19 protein-coding genes are annotated in these 20,398 nt (G+C 62.6%); 6 read left to right on the forward strand and 13 right to left on the reverse strand.

What is annotated here, in order from left to right:
- Positions 1-15 precede the first annotated feature (15 nt).
- The 4 genes from ACNFCH_RS12075 to ACNFCH_RS12090 all read right to left on the reverse strand — a co-directional run bounded on the left by ACNFCH_RS12075 (position 16) and on the right by ACNFCH_RS12090 (position 4,217).
- A complete protein-coding gene (locus ACNFCH_RS12075) occupies positions 16-1,053 on the reverse strand; it encodes a lectin MOA-related protein (protein WP_337160008.1) in 1,038 nt (345 codons plus the stop codon).
- Positions 1,054-1,208: 155 nt separating this feature from the next.
- Complete coding sequence (locus tag ACNFCH_RS12080) at positions 1,209-2,627, reverse strand: short-chain fatty acid transporter (protein ID WP_337160007.1); 1,419 nt, start codon at positions 2,625-2,627, stop codon at positions 1,209-1,211.
- 199 nt (positions 2,628-2,826) lie between these two features.
- Entirely contained in the window at positions 2,827-3,483 is a 657-nt protein-coding gene (locus ACNFCH_RS12085) for a CoA transferase subunit B (RefSeq protein WP_337160006.1), read from the reverse strand.
- Positions 3,484-3,518: 35 nt separating this feature from the next.
- Entirely contained in the window at positions 3,519-4,217 is a 699-nt protein-coding gene (locus ACNFCH_RS12090; RefSeq protein WP_099593372.1) for a CoA transferase subunit A, read from the reverse strand.
- A gap of 119 nt (positions 4,218-4,336) precedes the next feature.
- Between ACNFCH_RS12090 and ACNFCH_RS12095 the strand changes: the two genes are divergently transcribed.
- Together ACNFCH_RS12095 and ACNFCH_RS12100 are read left to right on the forward strand one after the other, a co-directional pair.
- Positions 4,337-5,242: a LysR family transcriptional regulator gene (locus tag ACNFCH_RS12095; protein ID WP_337160005.1), complete on the forward strand. Its 906-nt coding sequence runs from the start codon at positions 4,337-4,339 to the stop codon at positions 5,240-5,242.
- Entirely contained in the window at positions 5,230-6,051 is an 822-nt protein-coding gene (locus tag ACNFCH_RS12100; protein WP_337160004.1) for an aldo/keto reductase, read from the forward strand. Before ACNFCH_RS12095 ends, ACNFCH_RS12100 begins: the two co-directional genes overlap by 13 nt.
- A 45-nt stretch (positions 6,052-6,096) precedes the next feature.
- Here the strand turns inward: ACNFCH_RS12100 and ACNFCH_RS12105 are convergent, their stop codons facing one another.
- From ACNFCH_RS12105 to lexA, 4 genes are read right to left on the reverse strand one after another with little or no spacing between them, the layout of a single operon-like run.
- A complete protein-coding gene (locus tag ACNFCH_RS12105; RefSeq protein ID WP_416742861.1) occupies positions 6,097-9,177 on the reverse strand; it encodes an error-prone DNA polymerase in 3,081 nt (1,026 codons plus the stop codon).
- The gene (locus tag ACNFCH_RS12110) at positions 9,174-10,592 is read right to left on the reverse strand and encodes a Y-family DNA polymerase (protein WP_416742862.1); all 1,419 of its coding nucleotides are present in this window, start codon (positions 10,590-10,592) and stop codon (positions 9,174-9,176) included. The genes ACNFCH_RS12105 and ACNFCH_RS12110 overlap by 4 nt, the downstream gene beginning before the upstream one ends.
- A 4-nt stretch (positions 10,593-10,596) precedes the next feature.
- Positions 10,597-11,217 carry a translesion DNA synthesis-associated protein ImuA gene (imuA, locus tag ACNFCH_RS12115; protein ID WP_337160001.1) on the reverse strand — a complete coding sequence of 207 codons (621 nt, stop codon included), beginning with the start codon at positions 11,215-11,217 and terminating at the stop codon, positions 10,597-10,599.
- Positions 11,217-11,834, reverse strand: a complete 618-nt coding sequence (lexA, locus tag ACNFCH_RS12120; RefSeq protein ID WP_196165062.1) for a transcriptional repressor LexA — start codon at positions 11,832-11,834, stop codon at positions 11,217-11,219. The genes imuA and lexA overlap by 1 nt, the downstream gene beginning before the upstream one ends.
- Before the next feature lie 92 nt (positions 11,835-11,926).
- Here lexA and ACNFCH_RS12125 point away from each other — a divergent pair, with 92 nt between their 5' ends.
- Positions 11,927-12,586 carry an HAD-IA family hydrolase gene (locus ACNFCH_RS12125; RefSeq protein WP_337160000.1) on the forward strand — a complete coding sequence of 220 codons (660 nt, stop codon included), beginning with the start codon at positions 11,927-11,929 and terminating at the stop codon, positions 12,584-12,586.
- Between the two features lie 24 nt (positions 12,587-12,610).
- Here the strand turns inward: ACNFCH_RS12125 and ACNFCH_RS12130 are convergent, their stop codons facing one another.
- Complete coding sequence (locus ACNFCH_RS12130; protein ID WP_337159999.1) at positions 12,611-12,937, reverse strand: hypothetical protein; 327 nt, start codon at positions 12,935-12,937, stop codon at positions 12,611-12,613.
- 147 nt (positions 12,938-13,084) lie between these two features.
- Between ACNFCH_RS12130 and ACNFCH_RS12135 the strand changes: the two genes are divergently transcribed.
- Positions 13,085-13,813 (forward strand): thioredoxin family protein, encoded by a 729-nt coding sequence (locus ACNFCH_RS12135; RefSeq protein ID WP_337159998.1) that lies wholly within the window; start codon positions 13,085-13,087, stop codon positions 13,811-13,813.
- A gap of 336 nt (positions 13,814-14,149) precedes the next feature.
- On the forward strand, positions 14,150-14,332 hold the full coding sequence (locus tag ACNFCH_RS12140; protein ID WP_416742863.1) for a hypothetical protein: 183 nt from the start codon (positions 14,150-14,152) through the stop codon (positions 14,330-14,332).
- Between the two features lie 421 nt (positions 14,333-14,753).
- Here ACNFCH_RS12140 and ACNFCH_RS12145 read toward each other — a convergent pair whose 3' ends face one another.
- Together ACNFCH_RS12145 and ggt are read right to left on the reverse strand one after the other, a co-directional pair.
- Positions 14,754-15,635: a LysR family transcriptional regulator gene (locus ACNFCH_RS12145; protein ID WP_337159996.1), complete on the reverse strand. Its 882-nt coding sequence runs from the start codon at positions 15,633-15,635 to the stop codon at positions 14,754-14,756.
- A gap of 80 nt (positions 15,636-15,715) precedes the next feature.
- On the reverse strand, positions 15,716-17,545 hold the full coding sequence (gene ggt / locus ACNFCH_RS12150; protein WP_416742864.1) for a gamma-glutamyltransferase: 1,830 nt from the start codon (positions 17,543-17,545) through the stop codon (positions 15,716-15,718).
- A 176-nt stretch (positions 17,546-17,721) separates the two neighbouring features.
- Here ggt and ACNFCH_RS12155 point away from each other — a divergent pair, with 176 nt between their 5' ends.
- Positions 17,722-18,369: an ankyrin repeat domain-containing protein gene (locus ACNFCH_RS12155; RefSeq protein WP_416742865.1), complete on the forward strand. Its 648-nt coding sequence runs from the start codon at positions 17,722-17,724 to the stop codon at positions 18,367-18,369.
- Positions 18,370-18,399: 30 nt separating this feature from the next.
- On the opposite strand, the gene ACNFCH_RS12160 is transcribed toward ACNFCH_RS12155, so the two are convergent.
- Complete coding sequence (locus ACNFCH_RS12160) at positions 18,400-20,067, reverse strand: type VI lipase adapter Tla3 domain-containing protein (protein WP_416742866.1); 1,668 nt, start codon at positions 20,065-20,067, stop codon at positions 18,400-18,402.
- Positions 20,054-20,398, reverse strand: a 345-nt coding sequence (locus tag ACNFCH_RS12165) for an effector protein Tle3 domain-containing protein (RefSeq protein WP_416742867.1), incomplete at its 5' end; no start/stop codon positions are given. The genes ACNFCH_RS12165 and ACNFCH_RS12160, both read right to left, overlap by 14 nt.

Raw genomic sequence — 20,398 nt, forward strand, 5'->3', positions numbered from 1 at the left:
GCGCCTTAAAGAACGTCAAAACATGATGTGATAGGGCGTATAGGCCCACTCTGATGCACGTTGTACAGCTCCGGTTTGCGGCTCGAGCAATTGCAGACGCAGCCATTGGTCGATGAACAGATTCGCCGCATGAGCACCTTTTGCATTCTGCCCGAACACGATGCCCACCGAGTAGGGATACAGATTGTTTTCCAAGTAGGCAGTTCTGGCGGCCTTGGTTTTGTAGGCCAAGGCGAAATCATCGCAATCGAACACCTCTGGCCTGTATTTAAAGGACTTGAGGCCTGACTCAACCCAGATGCCGTGCGCTTGTTGCGCGGAAATAGCTTCGTAGTACGCATCCACGGACGTCTGATAGGTCAGTGTCGTATTGGGCCAGGTCGCTTTGATCAAATCTCTTACCCTGCCAAACGGAATGGACAGTTTGTGCAACGAGAACCGGATCTCGTCGCCGTCGGCGACGTCGCTTTCAGGCAGTAGCTTGACCCACCCCCACTTGCCAGTAGGCGCATGCAGGACCATACGCGTGCTGCCGATTTCACAGCTCAGCGTGAACGCAGATGTCTGTCGATGGTTGACGATTGTGGTCCCACTTCGCTTGATCCTGAAACGCAGACGTGGATAGTCCCGCCAAACCTTGAAGCCCGCGAAGACATAATCCCTGTCGGTCGATTTGCCATCAGCAAAGAACGACCAACCCACCATCTTCTTTTCCGCAGACATCGACAGGCTTTGACTGGCGGGATCCAGATGAACCACCAACGGCGCTAATTCAGCGCTGTAGCGTTCCGGCTCACCAAGATACACCCAACCCCAGTCATCGGACTTTGCATGAATGCACAGGACACGCCCATATTGATCACGCAGCACCATGCGATCGGTGGCCTTGATCTGCTTAAGGCCCAGGGCACGGGTCAGCTCTGCTGTGAAATCCGGGGTGGTGGTGTCAGGCTCCGGTGGCGGCTCGACGGGTTCAGGACGCGGCAGTACCTGACCAACGAGCGGGCTATTCGCGTCGTTGGGTTGATTAGGGACAAGTTTGTGAATGGGCATGGGTCATTGCTCGTCGGCTGGAAATGAACCGACACCATGCGCGATACCCAAGCCACCCTATCAGCAGGTAAACATTCCAAAGAGCACCGACAAGGCGCAATCGACAGGCAGAAAAAGGACGGTCTTCACCGCCCTCTTCTGGCCATTTGCACACCTTACGGCATGACCGGTGGCACGTATTGCAAGGTCGTGCCCAGGGCCCACAGCAACACCAGCACCAACGGCACGTGCACCAGCAACTGCACGAACGAGAAGCCGATCAGATCCCGCGCCTTGAGCCCCAGCACGCCCAGCAGAGGCAGCATATAGAACGGGTTGATCAGGTTGGGCAAGGCCTCGGCGGCGTTGTAGATCTGCACCGCCCAGCCCAGGTGGTACTGCAGGTCATTGGCCACCAGCATCACATAGGGCGCCTCGATGATCCATTTGCCACCCCCGGAAGGGATGAAGAAGCCCAGCACCGCCGAATACACGCCCATGAGCACGGCATAGGTGTCGTGGGAGGCGATCTGCACGAAGAACGTAGAGATGTGGTGGGCCAGGGTCTGTTCATCCACGCCCTTGACCTGGGTGAGGATCGCGGCGATTGAGCCGTACAGCGGGAACTGGATCAGCACCCCGGTGGTGGTCGGCACGGCGCGGGTCACGGCGTCGAGGAAACTGCGCGGACGCCAATGGAGCAAGGCGCCGAGCATGATGAACAGGAAGTTATAGGTGTTTAGGCCAGAGATGGCGGTGATCGCAGGTTTGGTCGCGAACTCGTGGTACAGCCAGCCGCCGGCCAGCGCCACCAGGAGCAAGGTCAGCACCGGGCTGTATTCCAGCCATTCGCCCGGACGGGTGCGCTGGGCCACGGGCGCTGCGCTGAAGCTTGGATCGACCCCGCATTGCTCGGCGGTGCGGGCACTGTTCGGCCCTGGTGCGGTGGCATAGGCAATCACCAGCGAGACGATCACCAAGGCCGCCAGCATGACGCCGGACTGCCAGAGGAAGATGGTCTCGGTGAACGGAATCACCCCGGTGATGGAGAGAATCGACGGCGGCAGGCTGGCCGGGTTGGCCTGCAACTGCGCAGCCGACGACGAAAGCCCCAGTGCCCAGACCGCGCCCAGGCCCAGGTAGGCAGCGGCGCCAGCGGCGCGGTAGTCCATCTTCAGGTCCTGGCGACGGGCCAGGGCACGTACCAGCAAACCGCCGAATACCAGCGACAGGCCCCAATTGAGCAAGGAGGCGAGCATCGAAATCAGCGCCACCCAGCAGACCGCCGAGCGGCCGTTCTTCGGCAGACGCGCCAGGCGGTCGATCAGCCGCGCAGCAGGTGGCGAGCTGGCCACCACGTAACCACCGATGACCACGAAAGCCATCTGCATGGTGAATGGGATCAGGCTCCAGAAGCCATCGCCGAATGCCTTGGCGGTGTCGGTGGGCTTGGCGCCCATGACCAGAGCGCCCAGGCACACCAGCACCACGGCAAGGGCGGCGAATACCCAGGAATCAGGGAACCAGCGTTCGGCCCAGTTGGAGCAGCGCAAGGCAAAACGGGCGGAGCGACTGTCTTGGATTTCAGCGGCCACGGGATTTTCCTTTTATTTGTTTTTTGATTTTCAAACACTGAAGCAGCACAAAGCCCTGTGGGAACGAGCTTACCCGCGACAACGCCTGCCAAGGCGACGGTGTCGCCTCGACTGACGCATTCGCGGGTCAACCCGCTCCCACAGGGCGGATGTTTGTCAGGCTCTGTGCGAAATGTATGCGCACTCGTCCCTACAGCCCCTAGAAAGTCATTTCCTTCACATCATTCGGGACGATCAGCTTGCCGGCGGTCTTTTCGATGATTTCCTCGACGCTGACCCCAGGCGCGGTCTCGCGCAGGATGAAGGCGCCATCCTGGATTTCCAGGTAGGCCAGGTCGGTGAGCACCTTGCGGATGCAACCGGCACCGGTCAGGGGCAGGCTGCAGCGCGGCAGCAGCTTGGATTCGCCATCCTTGGAGGCATGGGTCATGGTGACGATGATGTTCTCGGCACCGGCTACCAGGTCCATGGCGCCGCCCATGCCCTTGACCAACTTGCCTGGGATCATCCACGAGGCGATGTTGCCCTCCACATCCACCTCGAAGGCCCCCAGTACGGTGAGGTCGACATGGCCACCACGGATCATGGCGAAAGATTGCGCGGAGTCGAAGATCGATGCACCGCGGCGGGCGGTGACCGTCTGCTTGCCGGCGTTGATCATGTCGGCGTCGATGGTGCCTTCGGTGGGAAATTCGCCCATACCGAGCAGGCCGTTTTCCGATTGCAGCATCACGTCCATATCGGCGGGCACATAGTTGGCCACCAGCGTCGGGATGCCGATACCCAGGTTGACGTAGTAACCGTCCTTCAGTTCACGGGCGACGCGTTGCGCCATCTGTTCGCGGGTCAGTGCCATGGTCAGGATCTCTTTGTTGTTCTGTGGACGGCGCTTTAGGCCTTGACGGTGCGCTTCTCGATGCGCTTTTCGAAGGTGCCGACGATGACCCGGTCGACGTAGATGCCCGGGGTGTGGATCTCGCTGGGCAGCAACACGCCCGGCTCGACGATCTCCTCGACTTCGACCACGGTGATCTTGCCCGCGGTGGCGGCCAGCGGGTTGAAGTTTTGCGCGGTGTTGCGATACACCACGTTGCCGTAGTGGTCGGCCTTCCAGCCTTTGACGATGGCGAAATCGCCGGTGATGGATTCTTCGAGGATGTACTTGCGGCCCTTGAAGTCGCGCACTTCCTTGCCTTCAGCGACAGGGGTACCGTAGCCGGTGGCGGTGTAGAAAGCCGGGATGCCGGCGCCACCTGCGCGCATTTTCTCGGCCAAGGTACCTTGGGGGGTCAGTTCGACCTCCAGCTCGCCGCTGAGCAATTGACGCTCGAACTCGGCGTTTTCACCCACATAGGACGCGATCATCTTGCGAATCTGGCGGTCTTCCAAAAGCACGCCCAGGCCGAAGCCATCGACGCCGCAGTTGTTGGAGACCACGGTCAGACCCTTGACGCCGCGGCGCTTGATTTCAGCGATGAGGTTTTCGGGGATGCCGCACAAGCCGAAGCCGCCGGCCAGTACCGTCATGTTGTCGGTCAGGCCTGCGAGGGCCTCTTCATAGGTTGCTACGCGCTTGTCCAGTCCGGCCATGCTCAGTCGCCTTTTGTAGTTGTTGGAACCGTGGAGGCATCTTCACCGCTGTCGACTGATTTGTTAATTTTGTTTTCGTCATCGATTGATAAATTTTCCAAAACAAAATCGGGTTCATCATGAACGTCAAGCAGTTACGCGCCTTCGTCACCGTGGCCAAGTACCAGAGCTTCGCCCAGGCCGGCGAACATCTGCATGTTTCCCAGCCAGCGTTGAGCCTGACCATCAAGGCCCTGGAGGACAATCTCGGCGGAGCGCTGCTCACCCGCACCACCCGTAGTGTCAGTCTCACCCCTGAAGGGGAAGTGCTGCTGCCCCTGGCCCGGCGCCTGCTGGCCGACTGGGACGACACCGAGGAGATGCTGCGCCAGCGCTTCACCCTGCAATTGGGGCGGGTCTCGGTGGCGGCCATGCCCGCCTTTGCCGGCAACCTGCTACCCCGCTCGCTGAAGGTATTTCGCCAGCGCTACCCCAAGGTCAACGTCACCGTGCATGACGTGATCAATGAACAGGTGCTGGAGCTGGTACGCCATCGCCGCGTCGAGCTGGGCATCGGTTTCGAACCGGAGAACCTCGACGGGTTGCGCTTTCATCCGCTCTATTTGGACCGTTTCGTGGCCGTGGTTCCCGCTGACTCACCGCTGGCAAGCCAGCCGCAGGTGGCCTGGCGGGACTTGCTGGCCCAGGACTTCATCGCCCTGCAACGGCCCTCGGCCGTGCGCCTGCTGATGGAGCAGAATGTCGCGGCCAGCCATGGCAAACTGACAGCCGCCTTCGAGAGCCATCAGCTTTCCACCATCGGCCGCATGGTCGCCAATGGCCTGGGCGTGAGTGTCGTGCCAGCGCTGTGCATCAACCAGATGCAGGAGCTCGGCGCCCGCTGCGTGGCCTTGGTCGAGCCTCGCGTGGAGCGGCGCATCGGCGTCATTGCCTTGGCCGATCACAAGCTTTCCACCGCAGCGCAAGCGCTGCTCGACGTCGTGCTTTCCCACACTGATCCACAGGAGGTGACATGCGTTTCGTGAATCTGGCAGACGCCAGCGTCCCGGCCATCGGCCAAGGCACCTGGTACATGGGCGAGGACTCGGGGCGCAAGGCCGCCGAGGTAGCCGCCCTGCAACAGGGCATCGAACTGGGCCTGACCCTGATCGATACGGCGGAGATGTACGCCGAGGGTGGCGCCGAGCACGTGGTCGGCCAGGCCATCGCCGGGCGCCGCGACCAGGTGTTCCTGGTCAGCAAGGTCTACCCGCACAATGCCAGCCGCCGTGGTATTCCCGCCGCCTGCGAGCGCAGCCTGACGCGCCTGGGTACCGACTGCATCGATCTGTACCTGCTGCACTGGCGCGGCCAGTACCCGCTGGAGGAAACCGTCGAAGCCTTCGAACGCCTGCGCGAGCAAGGCAAGATCCGTCGCTGGGGCGTGTCCAACTTCGACCTGGACGACCTGCTCGAACTGGGCAACCCCGACTGCGCCACCAATCAGGTGCTGTACAACCCGGCCCAACGTGGCATCGAGTTCGACCTGCTGCCATGGAGCCAGGCACACCAGTTGCCGACCATGGCCTACTGCCCGCTGGCCCAGGCCGGGCGCTTGCTGCGACACCCGGTATTGGCCGAGATCGCCGAGCGCCATGGGGCCACGCCGGCCCAGGTGAGTCTGGCCTGGGTGACGCGCAACGAAGGCGTCATCGCCATTCCCAAAGCGGTGGACCCGCTGCATGTGCGGCTCAATGCGGCCGCTGGCGAACTGGTGCTGACCGACGAGGACCTGCGCGCGATCGACGATGCGTTTCCGGCACCGACGCGCAAGCAGCACTTGGCGATGGTCTGACAGGCGACTGTAGGATCGACCTTGTGCCGCGATTGGCCTTCGGATCTAGTGAAAATCCCGGCTGCGCACATCCAGCCCCTGTAACAAGGGGCTGATGTCTTCCAGGCGTCTGGCAATCAGGTGCCGTACGCCCTTCTCTTGTTCCAGTCGCCCGCTCACCTTGAGCAGTTGCGACCCTACCAGTGCCCTGCGCTGGCGTTCGGCCAAGTCACGCCAGACCACCACATTGACCATGCCGTGTTCATCCTCGAGGGTGACGAAGGTCACGCCGCTGGCGGTCTGCGGCCGTTGCCGCCCGACCACCACGCCAGCCACGGCAATGCTGTCACCGTGCTCGACGCCCGTCAGCTCGGCAGAGCTACGACACCCCAATGCCCGAAGACGTTGCCGCAACAGCGCCAGGGGGTGTGGCCCCAAGGTGGTACCCAGGGTGGCATAGTCGGCGAACACGTCTTCGCCTACGGTCGGCACCGGCAACTCCACCATCACTTCTGGCTCAGCTTCCAGCTGGGCGAACAATGGCAGCTGCGCCTGCACCGCCGCCACTTGCCAGCGAGCCTGATGACGGTCGCTGGCCAAAGCACGCAGGGCGCCGGCATCAGCCAGGCGTGCACGGGCTCGGCTGTCGAGCCCGGCGCGTAGGCACAGGTCCTCGACATCGCGCCAGGATCGCTGCGCCCTCGCCTGCTCGAGGCGCCGGGCATCGGTCTCGCTGAACCCACGAATCTGCCGCAACCCCAGGCGAATCGCCAATGCGCCCTCCCCGTACGGTTCCAGGGTGCAATCCCAGACGCTGTGGCATACATCCACAGGGCGCACCTCGATGCCCTGACGACGCGCCTCCTGCAGCAGTTGGTCAGGACTGTAGAAGCCCATGGGCCAGCTGTTGATCAGCGCGCAGGTGAAGATCGCCGGCTCATGGCACTTGAGCCAACTGCTGGCGTAGCAGAGCAAGGCGAAGCTCGCGGCATGGGACTCAGGGAAACCATAACTGCCAAAGCCCTTGATCTGCTCGAAGATCCGCTCGGCGAACGCCTGCTCGTAACCATTGCGCCGCATGCCGTTGATCAGCCGCTCGCGGTGCGGCTCCAGGCCGCCGTGGCGTTTCCAGGCGGCCATGCTGCGGCGCAATTGGTCCGCCTCGCCCGGCGTGTAGTCGGCGGCGACCATGGCCAGTTCCATCACCTGCTCTTGGAACAACGGCACACCCAAGGTGCGTTCGAACACAGCTTTCAGCTTGGGTGAGGGATAGGTCACCTTTTCCTCTTTCAGGCGTCGGCGCAGATAGGGGTGGACCATGTCGCCCTGGATCGGCCCTGGCCGGACGATGGCCACCTCGATCACCAGGTCGTAGAACTTTTCCGGTTTGAGGCGCGGCAACATGGCCATCTGCGCCCGCGATTCGATCTGGAACACGCCCATGGTCTCGGCGCGGCTGATCATGGCGTAGGTGGCGGCGTCTTCCTTGGGGATGGTCGCCAAGGTCAGGTGCCGGCCTCGGTGAAGGGCCAGCAGGTCGAAGCAGCGGCGCAAGGCGCTGAGCATGCCCAGGGCCAGCACATCGACCTTGAGCAGGCCGACCAGGTCGAGGTCGTCCTTGTCCCACTGGATCACCGTGCGCTCCGCCATGGCGGCGTTCTCCACCGGCACCAGGCGGTCCAGCGGCTGCTGGCAGATCACGAAGCCTCCTGGGTGCTGCGACAGGTGCCGGGGAAAGCCAATCAACTGGCCAGCCAGCACCAGGATGCGTTGCAGCGATGGACTCTGCGCCTCGAAACCCGCCTCGGCCAGGCGCTGGACATCGGGGATGCGGTCGCTCCAGCGTCCGCAGCACTTGGCCAAGGCGTCCACCTGGTCGGCCGGCAGCCCCAGGGCGCGCGCCACATCGCGCACTGCGCCGGCGGCATGGTAGGTGTTGACCACCGCCGTGAGTGCTGCCCGGTCGCGGCCATAACGGCGAAACACATACTGGATGACCTCTTCCCGGCGGTCGTGCTCGAAGTCCACGTCGATGTCCGGCGGCTCGTTGCGCTCGCGGGACAGAAAGCGCTCGAACAGCAAGCGATGCACCATCGGGTCCAGCTCGGTGATGCCCAGCACGAAACACACCACCGAGTTGGCGGCCGAGCCCCGTCCCTGACAGAGGATGCCCTGCTTGCGGGCGAAATCGACGATGTCGTAGACGGTGAGAAAGTAGCTTTCGTAGCCCAGCTCGGTGATCAGTTGCAGCTCGCTTTCCAGGGTTTCCAGCGCCTCGCTGCTGGCACCCTGGGGCCAGCGCTCGGGCAGGCGCGACTGGCACAGATGGCGCAACCAGCTGGCCGGTGTGTGCCCTTGCGGTACCACTTCGCTGGGGTACTGGTATTTCAACTCATCCAGGCTGAAGTGGCAGCGGTCGGCGATGGCCTGGGTTTCGGTCAGCAGGTCGGCAGGGTACAGCTCGCCAAGCTCGGTCAAGGTGCGCAAGTGGCGCTCGCCATTGGGGTACAGGTAGCGACCGGCCTCGGTCAGGGTGCAATGCTGGCGAATCGCGGTCATGCAGTCCTGCAGGGCGCGGCGGCCACGGACATGCATGTGCACATCGCCGCACGCCACTGCGCGAATCCCCACCTGGCCCGCCAGGATATTCAGCTGCTGCAGACGCCGGGCATCGTCGCACCCTCGATGCAGGTGCACCGCCAGCCACAGGCGCTCGCCGAACAGCGACTTCAGCCATAAGCCATTGGCCGGGGCATCGTCAGGCTCGGCAATCCACAGTGCCAGCAGGCCCTGGCAATGGGCTTGAATGTCCGTCGAGAGCAATTGGTAGGTGCCTTTTTCCGCTCGGCGTCGCGCCCGAGTGATCAGGGTGCAGAGGTTCTGGTAGCCCTCGAGGTTTTCGACCAGCAGCACCAGCTTGGCACCCTCATGAAGCTGTACCTCGCTCCCGACGATAAGTTGAATGTCCTGTTGCCGAGCCGCCTGCCAGGCGCGGACGATGCCAGCCAAGGTACATTCATCGGTAATGGCCAGTGCCTTGTAACCCAAAGCCTTGGCCCGCTTGAACAGCTCGTCGGCACTGGAAGCGCCGCGCTGGAAGCTGAAGTTCGACAGGCAGTGCAGCTCGGCGTAATCCGACAGGCTCATGCGAACCACCCTTGCAGCCACAGTTGCCCGGGCTTGCTCAGGTCGTCATAGGCCCAGCCCCGCAACCCGTCACGGGTCTCGATGCGGTAGTAGTCACGGCGCACGTCACCACCATCCCACCAGCCCGACTCGATACGTTCGGCCCGTCCCAACCGGCGCACGCCAGCTTCGCTCAGAGGCTGGGGCTCAGGCAGCAGCCAGCCCGGCCGGCTGCCGGGCGCGACCGGCAATAGGCCCAAGGCCCCTTGCTCCACCGGCAGCCAAGCGCATTCGGGGCGGTGATCGGCTTCGGCGCTCAGCGCCTTGACCGCCTCATCGCCCAGGCGCGCACGCAGGCGTTCGCGCAGTTGCTCCCAGGGTTGGGCCTGTTGTGCCCGCGGATCGAACAGCGCCTGGTGCTGGGGCACGAAAGGTGGCAGGTCCTCGGCCAGCAAACGCAGGTTGCGTACCGGTGCAGGGATGCGCAGCGCCTCCAGACGCCCGCGGGCCAGCTCGAACAGCCTGGCGGCATCGCGCTCGGCGGCCAGCAGACCGACCTTGAGCTCGGTGGCCGCCCCTTGGGCATGTTCCAGGTACAGGCTAAACCGCTGTACGCCGCAGTCCCGCCCCGCGAGAAAGACTGCCAGGTCACTCAGCAGACGACGCAGGGGAAACAACAGCGCCTGGTGCGATTCGACATCGAAGTTCAGCTCCAGCCGCACCTCGAAGCGCTCCGCCGGTTGGTGGAAGGCCAGGCCCAGGCTGCGCAGGCCGAGCAACTGGTCCAGATGCACTTGCACTTGGGCAGCAAAGCGCCGGGCCAGGGCATCGCGTGGCAGGGCCAGGACTTCACCGAGACGGCGCAGCCCCATGCGGGCAAACGCCGTTGCCGCCTCCGAAGGCAAGCCAACCTTGTGGACAGGCATGCACGCCAGGGCAGCCCGGGTGGCTTCGACCGTTGTCACCGCCAGACCGTCATGGCCATTGGCGAGCATGCGCGCCGCCACCGGGTTGGTGGCCAGGACGATACGGTGGCGTAACCCCAGTGCATCCAGCTCCTGGCGCAATCGTGCCTCGAACGCCGGCCAGGGCCCGAACAGCCCGAGGCTGGAACCGACCTCCAGAAGCAAAGCCCGTGGATAGTGCCGACTGACCTGCGCGCTGAAGCGATAGGCCCAGGCTGCAAGCAACTGCTGGAGCTGCTCGATGCGCGCAGGGTCGGTCTCCACGCAGGTGAAGCCGTCAGCCAGGGCTCGGGCAGCCGTGAGGGTCTGCCCGGCTCGCAGGCCCAGCGCCGCAGCCGCCGCATTGACCGACTGCAACACCCGCCGCTGCTGCGGCCCGCCGATCAACACCAGGGGGGCATCAGGGTTGTCGCGCTCACGCAGGACGCTGTCCAGCGCCAGTTGCGGAAAAACGATACAGGCCCAAAGCATGGCATCAGCTCCACACCGGGCAGGCAATAGGCGCTGCCGGCGGCAAGCCGCCACGGCATTTGAGTACCCGCCATTGGGCAGGCTGGGTGTCGATGGCGATGCGCAAGGCCGCTGGCGAAGGATTGTGCGAAGCCTGCTGCGGGCGGCAGACGAACGCCAAGGCCTGCCCCGTCTCGGCGGCCACCTGCAAGCGCCGCAGAGCACGGTCATCGGTACGCCCAGGCCAGCACAGCACGGCCGCGCAACTGCCAGAGCGCAGGCATTGCTCGGCAGCCCACAAGGCCTCGGCCGGCGGGGCCTCGACGTGGGCCAACCAGCGCAGATCGACCCCGGCGGCCTGCCAGGCCGGCGCATAGGGAATGAACGGCGGCGCCACCAGCACCACTCGGCCGCCTTCACCGCTCAGGCGCGCCAGGCTTGGCCAGAGCAACTGCAGCTCACCACTGCCGGGGCTGGCCAGCAGCAGCTCCGTGAGCGCGGCAGCCGGCCAGCCGCCTTCGGGCAGCCGATCGTCAAGCGAGGCATGGCCGGTGGGCTGCAGCCCCTGAGGCCGTGCCTGGACCTGGCGCCCGCGCCATATCCGGCGCTGGTCGAGCAGGCGGTCGAGGTCTACTACCGCGCCCATCAGTCACGCCTCAGCAGACCACAGAACACGCCCTCGATGACGAAGTCCCGGCCCGGCGCCACGTCGATGGGCGCATAGGCGGGGTTGCGTGGCAACAGGCGGTAGCCACCGGGGATGCGCTGCAGGCGCTTGATGGTCACCTCGCCATCCAGGCGGGCGACCACGATCTGCCCATCGCGAGCCTCGCCCTGCTGGCGGATGCCGACCAGGTCACCATCGAAGATACCGTCGTCGATCATCGAATCACCCCGCACTTTGAGCAGGTAGTCAGGGGTGCGACGGAACAGGCTGGGGTCGAGCAGCAATTGCTCGTGGATGTCCAAATCCGGACCGATCGGTGCGCCCGCCGCCACCTGGCCGAGCACCGGAATCTCGAGGATCTCGGGCCGGCGCAGCGGCTCGGCCAGGCGGATGCCGCGGGCCTGATTGGGGGTCACGTCGATAAAACCGGCCTGGCTCAGGGCGGTGATGTGCTTGCGCGCCACGCTGCGTGAGGCAAAACCGAAGCGCTGGGCGATGTCAGCCAGGCTCGGGGGCTGGCCGTGATCGGCGATGCGCTCGCGGATGAATTCGAGAATGGCGCGGCGTTTGGGGGTCATGTTGTCCATGGAGTACATTTGTACTCTTTTCAGCGTACAGTGAACAGCCCCCTTCGTCGTCGGGTTTGGCTATCATGGCCGAGATTGACGTTTCCCCTTCTGGATACCCGATGCTGACCGCCCTGCTGTTCGACCTCGACGGAACCCTCACCGATACCGACACCCTGCATTTGCAGGCCTTCCGCCAGTTGCTGCGCGAGCACGACGGGCGGGAACTGAGCCAGGCGCAGTTCGACGCCCATATCAGCGGACGCGCCAACGGTGAACTGTTCGCCGAGCTTTTCCCCCTGAGCAGCCAGGCCCAATGCCTGGCCCTGGCCGAGCGCAAGGAGACATTGTTCCGCGAGCTGTCGCCTCGCCTGACGCCCATGCCTGGACTGACACGCCTGATGGCGTACGCCCAGCAACGTGGAATCGGCATGTGCGTGGTGACCAACGCCCCCCGCCTCAACGCCGAGCACATGCTGGCGGCCATGGGGCTGGAGGGGTGTTTCGAGCCTGTGCTGGTGGCCGAGGAATTGGCTCGCCCCAAGCCTGACCCTCTGCCCTATCTGACCGGTCTGCAGCGCCTGGCGGCTACAGCCAGCCAGGCCCTGGCCTTCGAGGATTCACTGCCAGGCGTGAAAGCCGCGAGCGATGCCGGCATCTTCACCGTGGGCATCGCCACCACCCAGACCACCGAGCGGTTGCTGGCCGCTGGAGCGCGATTGGTGGTAGAGGATTTCAACGACTCACGGTTGTGGGCGTTGATAGACGAAATGGCCGGTTAGCCGATTAACGGCAAGGCCGATGTTTCAGCGCCGACGGTAGCTCTTGTTACCCGACGGTGTCAGGCAGTACACCCCACCTCGCGGGCCCGTGCAGTAGTTGCCACTGCCGCATCCGCATCCTTCATCACTGGCGCGCAACGGCTGCGCTGCCGGACGCGCGGTGCGGGTGCCGTACATCGCGCTGCAGTTTTTCTTCGAGGCACTGATCGAGCCGTCGTTGCACAGGAAGATCTCACCGTCACACCCTGCGATCCCACCCTTACGACCCGAGCACGGGGTATTGGCCGCCTGGGCCGACGTGACGCCGAGCAGCAGGGTCAACAGAAATAGCGACAGACAACGCCAGCGCATGTACACCTCCTTGTGATTGATGGCCCCATGATATCACCCATGTTCATCCTGGCCACCGAGCCGTTCGTCGTGAGAGGGGCGAGTCGTTGTCGAATCCCACAGCCGCCATTCGACCATTCGCTGAATCCCTCACGTGGAGTCAGCGTCATGAACAATCCAGATATCAAGCACGAGGTGGTCACCCGAAGCGAGTGGCTCGCGGCCAGGCGCCAGTTATGGCTGCATGAAAAAGCCCTCACTCACCAGCGTGACGAAGTGGCCGCGGCCAGGCGGGCTTTGCCGTGGGTCAGGGTCGAACGGGCTTATCGCTTCCAGGGGCCCGATGGCGAACTGGGGCTGGCGGATCTGTTTGCCGGGCGCAGCCAACTGCTGGTCTATCACTTCATGTTCGCCGAAGGTTGGAGCGAAGGCTGCCCGGGGTGCTCGTTCCTGGCCGACCATTTCGATGGGGCCAACTTGCATCTGGCACATCATGACGTTTCGCTGGTCGCGGTGTCGCGGGCGCCTTATGGGGAGTTCCAGAATTTTCGGCGGCGGATGGGATGGCGGTTTCCCTGGTTCTCATCACACGGCGGCAGCTTCAACGAGGACTTTGGGGTGAGTGTCGCCACGGATGGGTCTGGGCAGTACAACTACGAAGTCTATGCGGGAAGTGAGCGGGAGTTGCCTGGGCTGAGTGCGTTCTATCGGGACGGGAATGGGGAGGTCTATCACACCTATTCTACGTATGCTCGGGGGCTGGACATTTTGGTGGGGGCTTACAATTTTCTCGATATTGCGCCGTTGGGGAGGAATGAGGGGGGGACGATGGATTGGGTGCGGCATCATGATCGGTATGAGGTGGGGGAGCGGGCTGGGCATTGTTGTCATGAGTGAGGGCTTGGGCTTGGGCTTGGGCTTGGGCTTGGGCTTGGGCTTGGGCTTGGGCTTTCAGGTTGTGTGTATATCCGGGGTTGGTGGTGGCGCCGCTGGCGCTTTTCGCCTTTACGGCGACCTACTTTTGCTCTTGGGCAAAAGTAGGCAAAAACCGCTGGCTCCCACATACGGCCCGGCGCTTCGCACCGGGTTCCCTCGCTGCGGTGCCTTACGGGGCTTCGCGGCCTCCGGCTTGCTGCGCAAGCCTCCATCTCGCGACTTCGGCTATCGCCGAAGGGCGCTGCGCGCCTGCCCCTCCAGACACCTCCACTCGGCCTCCTGAGGTCGCGATTGGTGGTGTCTGAACTATCGCGGATCAAAAGCAACGGCAACGGCAACGGCAACGGCAACGGCAACGGCAACGGCAACGGCAACGGCAACGGCAACGGCAACGGCAACGGCAAACAAGCTAATTATTTGTTGGCAGTTCCGGCATATTCGCGGGTAAACCCGCTCTCACAGGCTCACCGCTGTCCTTGAGAACGGCGCTGTACATGTGGGAGATTCTATGGTGCCGGACAAGCTCGAATCGCCTTCGGTTGGTATTCCTTGACACTTTTCAGCCGTACCAATACCAGCCCTGGCGCAGTTCCCACAGGCACAGCGGTGTTGTTGAGAACACCGGAGAGCCTGTGTGAGCGGGTTTACCCGCGAATGGGCCAAAAAGCTCACCACAAAAACCCACTGAATGAAACAACGCCACCCCAGGCGCCGCCTGTAACTTGCGCCCCATCAGCAGGCCGAGCGGAGGTGTCTGTAGGGGCAGGCGCGCAGCGCAGGGGCCGTATGCGGGGGCGCAGCGGCTTTGGTTACTTTGGCCAAGACCAAGGGCGCAAAGGTGACTAACCGTCGACAAATCAAACGGATAAACCCACAACCCTCAAAACCAACCAACGCCAAATCAAATCTCATGCGCCGCGAGCAACTCCATGAGCACCTCGGCCAACGCCCGCACCATCCCATCCGCCGTCGGACGATGCACCACCACGATCTCGTAGCTATCCACCTCAGGCAGTCCCTGCTCCCCTCCCAACACCCGATGCTCCCCCGTCGCAGCCCGTGGCGGCAACAGACTGATCCCCATGCCATCGGCCACCGCCGCCTGTATCCCGCTCAAGCTGGAACTGGTGAAACTGATACGCCAACGCCGCCCCATCCCCTCGATCGCAGTAATCATGTCCTCGCGATACAACCCCCGCGGCGGAAAGGTCACCAGCGGGATCGGGTCGAGCTCGAAGGCCGGTGTCCGGGCGCTGTCGATCCATTGCAATCTCTCAGGCCAACACGCTACCCCTTCCCTCGCATTACGCCGCTGCTTGAGCAATACCAGGTCCAGCTCGCCATTGTCGTAGGCCTGGCTGAGATCCCGGCACAACCCACTGGTGACTTCCAACTTGACCTGCGGATGCCGCCGGCTGAATGCCGACAAAGCATTGGTGGTGCGCCCGCCGACGAAATCCTCAGGCACCCCCAGGCGTACCGTCACACCGACCATCGCCCCAGCCAGGGCCTCGAGCATCTGATCGTTCAGCGCCAGCATGTGCCGGGCATAGCCCAGCAACGTCTGTCCCGCGTCGGTCGGCAGTACGTCGCGGTTGCCGCGCACCAGCAGGCGGTGTCCCACCATGTCCTCCAGCCGGCGTACCTTCTGGCTGATGGTCGACTGAGTGGAATGCAAGCGCGTCGCCGCCGTAGTGAAACTGCCGCAATCGGCCACCACGACAATGGCACGCAGCAGGTCGAGATCGAACAGGGCCCTATTCGGTTTAACGCTGATAGACATCGGTGTATTCAACTTCTGAATGACAGATCCGACTTCTAGCACGCCCATTCACAACCGGCAACCGCACACGCAGCCGCACGTCAGTCGCCCAGCGCCGCTCCTTCGCGGCGTGGGTCGGCACCCGCCGACCAGCCATCCGCGGTGCGCTGGATGATCTGCGTTCCGCTGGTCATCGTCATCGGCGTCACGTCATGACCCCGGGCTTGAAGCGCCTGTATCAAGGCGGGGCTGGCCAACCCGGCTTCCACTTCGGTGCCAAGGTTGCGACTGCCGAAGTTGGGCAGGTTGATGGCCGCCTGGGGGTCGAGCTTCCAGTCCAGTAGGCCGATCAATGCCTTGTTCACATAGCCGATGATCTGCGAGCCTCCGGGAGAGCCAAGACTGGCCAGCAGTTCGCCGGACTCACCCGTGAACACCAGTGTCGGCGACATCGAGGACAGCGGTCGCTTGCCGGGGGCGACAGCGTTGGCGACCGGCTTGCCGTCCACTCTAGGCACGAACGAGAAGTCGGTCAGGTGATTGTTCAGCAGAAAACCTTTGACGAACAGATGCGAGCCAAAGGCGGCCTCCACCGATGTGGTCATGGCAATCGCACCGCCCAGATCGTCGACGGCCGAGACATGGGAAGTGGCGATGCGCAAAGGGGAACGATCAGGCGAGAGTGCCAAGTTGGCACCCGGCGGTGTGCCCGCCTCGGCGCGCTTCATGCTGGTCGGGCCAACCAGTCGCGCGCGACTTGCCAGATACGCCTTGTTGGTCAGCCCCTGGAGATTCACCGGCACATAGTCGCTGTCCGCCAGGTACTGGGCCCGATCAGCGTAGGCCAGGCGCTCGGCCTCGGCGATCAGGTGAACCGCCATCGGTGCAGGCTCCAGACCTGCTATCGACGGCACCTGCGTCGGAGCCATTCTGGCCAGGTCCAGCGACGGCGTGGCCGACTTCAGGGCTTCGAGGATGCCCAGGGTCTGCAATACCGCGACGCCACCCGAGGATGGCGGTGGCATGCCACAAATGCGCCAGGTTTTGTAAGGCCCACAGACCGGCGTGCGCTCCTTGGCCTGGTAGCGGCGCAGGTCTTCGAGCGACAGCAGGCCGGGGTTGGCATGGCCGCGCACGGCCTCGACCATCGCCTCGGCAATCTCGCCTGCGTAGAACGCATCGGGCCCTTGCGTAGCGATCAACTCCAAGGTCTGTGCAAGCTCGGGGTTCTTCAGTGGCGTGCCGACCGCCAGGGGCTTGCCGTGGGCATCGAGAAAATAACGGGCCATGCCGGGCGAGCCTGCGACATAGGTGTCCGATGCCAACAGCGTGTGCAGTCGTTTGGACATCGGGAAGCCGTCGCGGGCCAAGGCGATAGCCGGCGCGAAGAGATCATGCCAAGGCAGGCGGCCATGCTGTTCGTGGGCCAGTTTCAAGGCGCGCAACACGCCTGGCACGGCCACCGAACGGCCACCGATCTGGGCATCCCGGAAGGCCATGGGCATGCCATCAGGTTTGAGGAACAGGTTCGGCGTCACGCCTGAGGGCGCGGTTTCACGGCCGTCGAAGGCCTGCACCTGCCGCCCATCCCAATACAGGAAGAACGCCCCTCCACCAATACCGCTGGACTGCGGTTCGACCAAAGTGAGCACCGCCTGCATGGCGACGGCGGCATCGATGGCGCTGCCACCTGCACGCAGCATCGAGCGACCTGCCTCACTGGCCAAGGGGTTGGCTGCCGCAGCCATGTGGCGGCTGGCATGGGTTGGCAGCAACCCGGCGCGATAGCCGGAGTCGAGTTCGGGCGGCAACGGCAGGATTGCAGGCGCCTGCGCCGCCCGATCGCCCCAACCACAACTGGTCAAGGTCGCCAGGCAACACAGCGCCGTGACGCGAGCCACAACGGGTAAAGGCCTTTTCAAAAAGGACATCCTGTAATTTGAACGTAGGCGCATGACGCCAAAAACAGCGATTTTAGCCAAACCTACGGGAAAGTCCGAAAAACAGGGGTGCATCCAGAAATGCACTGATGATCATGCGGAGAATTAACTTCAAGCATTGGCGGGTATTTCCTAGGATTAAGCCCGATCATTCTGGAGCCCTCACCATGCGCCTGCCGTTCGCCGCGCTTTTCGCCTTGCTCATCAGCGTTGTCGCCCACGCCGAGAGCACTGCCATGGATACCCAACTGCTCGATGCCGCCCAACGTGGCGATGCCCTCGCCATACGTCGCCTGCTCGATGAAGGCGCCACCGTCGATGCGCGGGACTCCCAGCGTCGCACTGCGCTGCTGGTGGCCACCCATGGCAATCAGGTCGCGGCGTCCAAGGTACTGATCGAAGCGGGCGCCGACGTCAACGCCAAGGACGACATCCAGGACAGCCCTTACCTGTACGCCGGCGCTCGTGGTCTGAACGAGATCCTGCGCCTGACCCTGGATCACGGCGCCGACCTCAAGAGCACCAATCGCTACGGCGGTACCGCGCTGATCCCTGCCGCCGAACGCGGCCATGTACAGACCGTGCAGATGCTGATCGACGCCGGCGTCGACGTGAACCACCTCAACCGCCTGCACTGGACCGCGCTGCTGGAGGCGGTGATTCTGGGCGATGGTGGCCCGCGCCATGTGGACATCGTCCGCCGGCTGCTCGCAGCCGGGGCAGACCGTACGATCGCCGACAAGGACGGCGTGACGGCGCTGGAGCATGCGCGCCAGCGAGGGTATCGAGAGATGGTGGCCTTGCTGGAAAAATGAGGGTGACCGTTTGCCAGCCTCAGACGTAGTTCATGAAGGTGAACCGTAGCGGAAAGGGTCGCCATCGCGCGTCTTGCGATTCTTCGCTTTGCGCGCTTTATCCGGCGGGCGGACCATCTGTACCGTCAGGCTGCCATCAGCGCCGGCATACACCACCGCACTCGTGCCGCCCTCCAGGTAACTGGCGATGGTCGCCAGGTTGATCTGCACCAGCGCACCGCTGACACCGGTATTGCCCAGGCGTCGGCCGATGTCATAGCCCTCTTCCACGTTGCCGATGTCCAGGCCGTGGCCGTCGGTGTTGAGTGCATGCAGGGCGTTGGTGAGGGCGATTTCCGCTTCGAGGTTATGGGTGGTGTCGTAGAACACCCGCACGGGCTCATGGCCCTTGGGCAAGGTCTCCAGCGCTTGCAGCCAACCGGCTTGCAACGCCTTGGCCTGCAACGCGGGCTTCAGGCGCTTGCCGTTTTCATCCTGCATCGGCACTTTGATCGGGCGGTGCAGATAGCCCAGTACTGACGAGGCGTCGAACTCTTTGATCTGGTGTTGGGCCCAGCGGATAGGCAACCACGGGGACGGCTCGAAATGACCGGGGCCTCGGTTGCTGATGGTTTGCCAGAGTTCGGGGAGTTTGGATTGCCAATAATCGGTAGATAGGGTGGGAGCAATCGAAAACCTATTACCTTTGGCAGCCTCTTCTGCTTCGTACCAGTCGCCAAATTCCCTGTTCTGCTTCCAATAAAAAGCCCAAAGTTTCCCCAGGTCCGTTCTTTTACTTTGGTTGTTTTCGGCTTCATCAACAGCGGAAAAGCGGAGATAGCGGTCTACACGGTCAGATCGAGCCACCAACAAACCCGCCATGCTTTCGTAAATCTTGGGCACTCCCTGAATGCCACTCAAACCCGGTGTACCGGGTTTGCGATAAGTATCGCGCGTCACATCACCGTCTTCACTTACGATTAGCGCTTGTGGTGCGCGCGGGTGTTCATCGAAAAATTTGAACAGTCGCTCGATCATGGCCTGAGCGTGGGTCGTGTTTTCATCATCCTGCCAGAGAAACAGCGTGACACCTAACGTTGCGGCATTCCGGCCAGCGTTGATCAGACCGGCAGCACTGAACCCTTTGTTATATAGATCAGGCGGCCCCAGAGCGAAGGTGGGAAGGGGCCAATAAGCCACAGACGCTTGCGCAGCATGCCTAAAAGAAACTCGGATATTTATAGAATAAGTAATTTTTCGATCGTCAACAGAAACATCGAGCTCGGAAGGATTTCGCGAATAAATGGATGAGAAATTATTATTTTTTTCTTTTATCTTTCCCCAGATAGATGATTGATACCAGTTATCAACTGCAAGGCCAACTCCACGCATCTCCAATGCAAACTGTTGTGCGGGCGCTGATTCCTGCTCCGCAAGCGCAGCCAGAAGTTCGCGCCTATAGGCAGCCTGCTTGGCCTTTTCGCTCGCCAAGGCATTGAGCCACCAATGAATGCTAAAAACCAAGGCTACGACACCGATAGCGATTGAAACGCCCAAAGCCAGCAGCGGTTTAAGATCACGCTGAACCATGTTGAATTCCTGTACCTTTGGGTAAGCGGTCATCAAGAAACCGAACCAAAGCATAAACAGCACGCCGGCCAACCAAAGATAAGGTCCGAGAGAGGGACGCGCACTATCGTTTGCCTTATCTCCCTTCACTACGCGCTCCTTCTTTATCTGGCCCAACGACTAAGGAAGGAGGATTTAACGACACCAAATCAGAAGAGGGGAAAATTCCTTTATCATAATATTTGCTATTCGCCTTCACTAATTCTTGAGTTTCATTACTGAGCCGCGACCAACCTGGCAAGCCACAGATCGTGGAAAACACCTTGCTATCCATCTTCCAATCCGCAATCGCCACCAACACCTCCCGCAACTGCGGATCATTCAGGCAATGCGCCTGCCCCACCGCAATATCCATGGCCGTCACCCAACGGTGGTTCTCCGGGCTGCGCAACACTGCCGAGTGGTAGCTGTTCGTCTCCAG

The sequence above is a fragment of the Pseudomonas sp. NY15354 genome, from assembly GCF_048068075.1.
Lineage (GTDB): Bacteria > Pseudomonadota > Gammaproteobacteria > Pseudomonadales > Pseudomonadaceae > Aquipseudomonas > Aquipseudomonas guariconensis_C.

What these genes read in the sequence shown, in the direction of transcription:
- ACNFCH_RS12075 (WP_337160008.1), bottom strand. Translation starts at nt 1,053, where the DNA reads ATGCCCATTCACAAACTTGTCCCTAATCAACCCAACGACGCGAATAGC.
- ACNFCH_RS12085 (WP_337160006.1), bottom strand. Translation starts at nt 3,483, where the DNA reads ATGGCACTGACCCGCGAACAGATGGCGCAACGCGTCGCCCGTGAACTG.
- ACNFCH_RS12090 (WP_099593372.1), bottom strand. Translation starts at nt 4,217, where the DNA reads ATGGCCGGACTGGACAAGCGCGTAGCAACCTATGAAGAGGCCCTCGCA.
- ACNFCH_RS12095 (WP_337160005.1), top strand. Translation starts at nt 4,337, where the DNA reads ATGAACGTCAAGCAGTTACGCGCCTTCGTCACCGTGGCCAAGTACCAG.
- ACNFCH_RS12100 (WP_337160004.1), top strand. Translation starts at nt 5,230, where the DNA reads ATGCGTTTCGTGAATCTGGCAGACGCCAGCGTCCCGGCCATCGGCCAA.
- ACNFCH_RS12105 (WP_416742861.1), bottom strand. Translation starts at nt 9,177, where the DNA reads ATGAGCCTGTCGGATTACGCCGAGCTGCACTGCCTGTCGAACTTCAGC.
- ACNFCH_RS12110 (WP_416742862.1), bottom strand. Translation starts at nt 10,592, where the DNA reads ATGCTTTGGGCCTGTATCGTTTTTCCGCAACTGGCGCTGGACAGCGTC.
- imuA (WP_337160001.1), bottom strand. Translation starts at nt 11,217, where the DNA reads ATGGGCGCGGTAGTAGACCTCGACCGCCTGCTCGACCAGCGCCGGATA.
- lexA (WP_196165062.1), bottom strand. Translation starts at nt 11,834, where the DNA reads ATGTACTCCATGGACAACATGACCCCCAAACGCCGCGCCATTCTCGAA.
- ACNFCH_RS12125 (WP_337160000.1), top strand. Translation starts at nt 11,927, where the DNA reads ATGCTGACCGCCCTGCTGTTCGACCTCGACGGAACCCTCACCGATACC.
- ACNFCH_RS12130 (WP_337159999.1), bottom strand. Translation starts at nt 12,937, where the DNA reads ATGCGCTGGCGTTGTCTGTCGCTATTTCTGTTGACCCTGCTGCTCGGC.
- ACNFCH_RS12135 (WP_337159998.1), top strand. Translation starts at nt 13,085, where the DNA reads ATGAACAATCCAGATATCAAGCACGAGGTGGTCACCCGAAGCGAGTGG.
- ACNFCH_RS12145 (WP_337159996.1), bottom strand. Translation starts at nt 15,635, where the DNA reads ATGTCTATCAGCGTTAAACCGAATAGGGCCCTGTTCGATCTCGACCTG.
- ggt (WP_416742864.1), bottom strand. Translation starts at nt 17,545, where the DNA reads ATGTCCTTTTTGAAAAGGCCTTTACCCGTTGTGGCTCGCGTCACGGCG.
- ACNFCH_RS12155 (WP_416742865.1), top strand. Translation starts at nt 17,722, where the DNA reads ATGCGCCTGCCGTTCGCCGCGCTTTTCGCCTTGCTCATCAGCGTTGTC.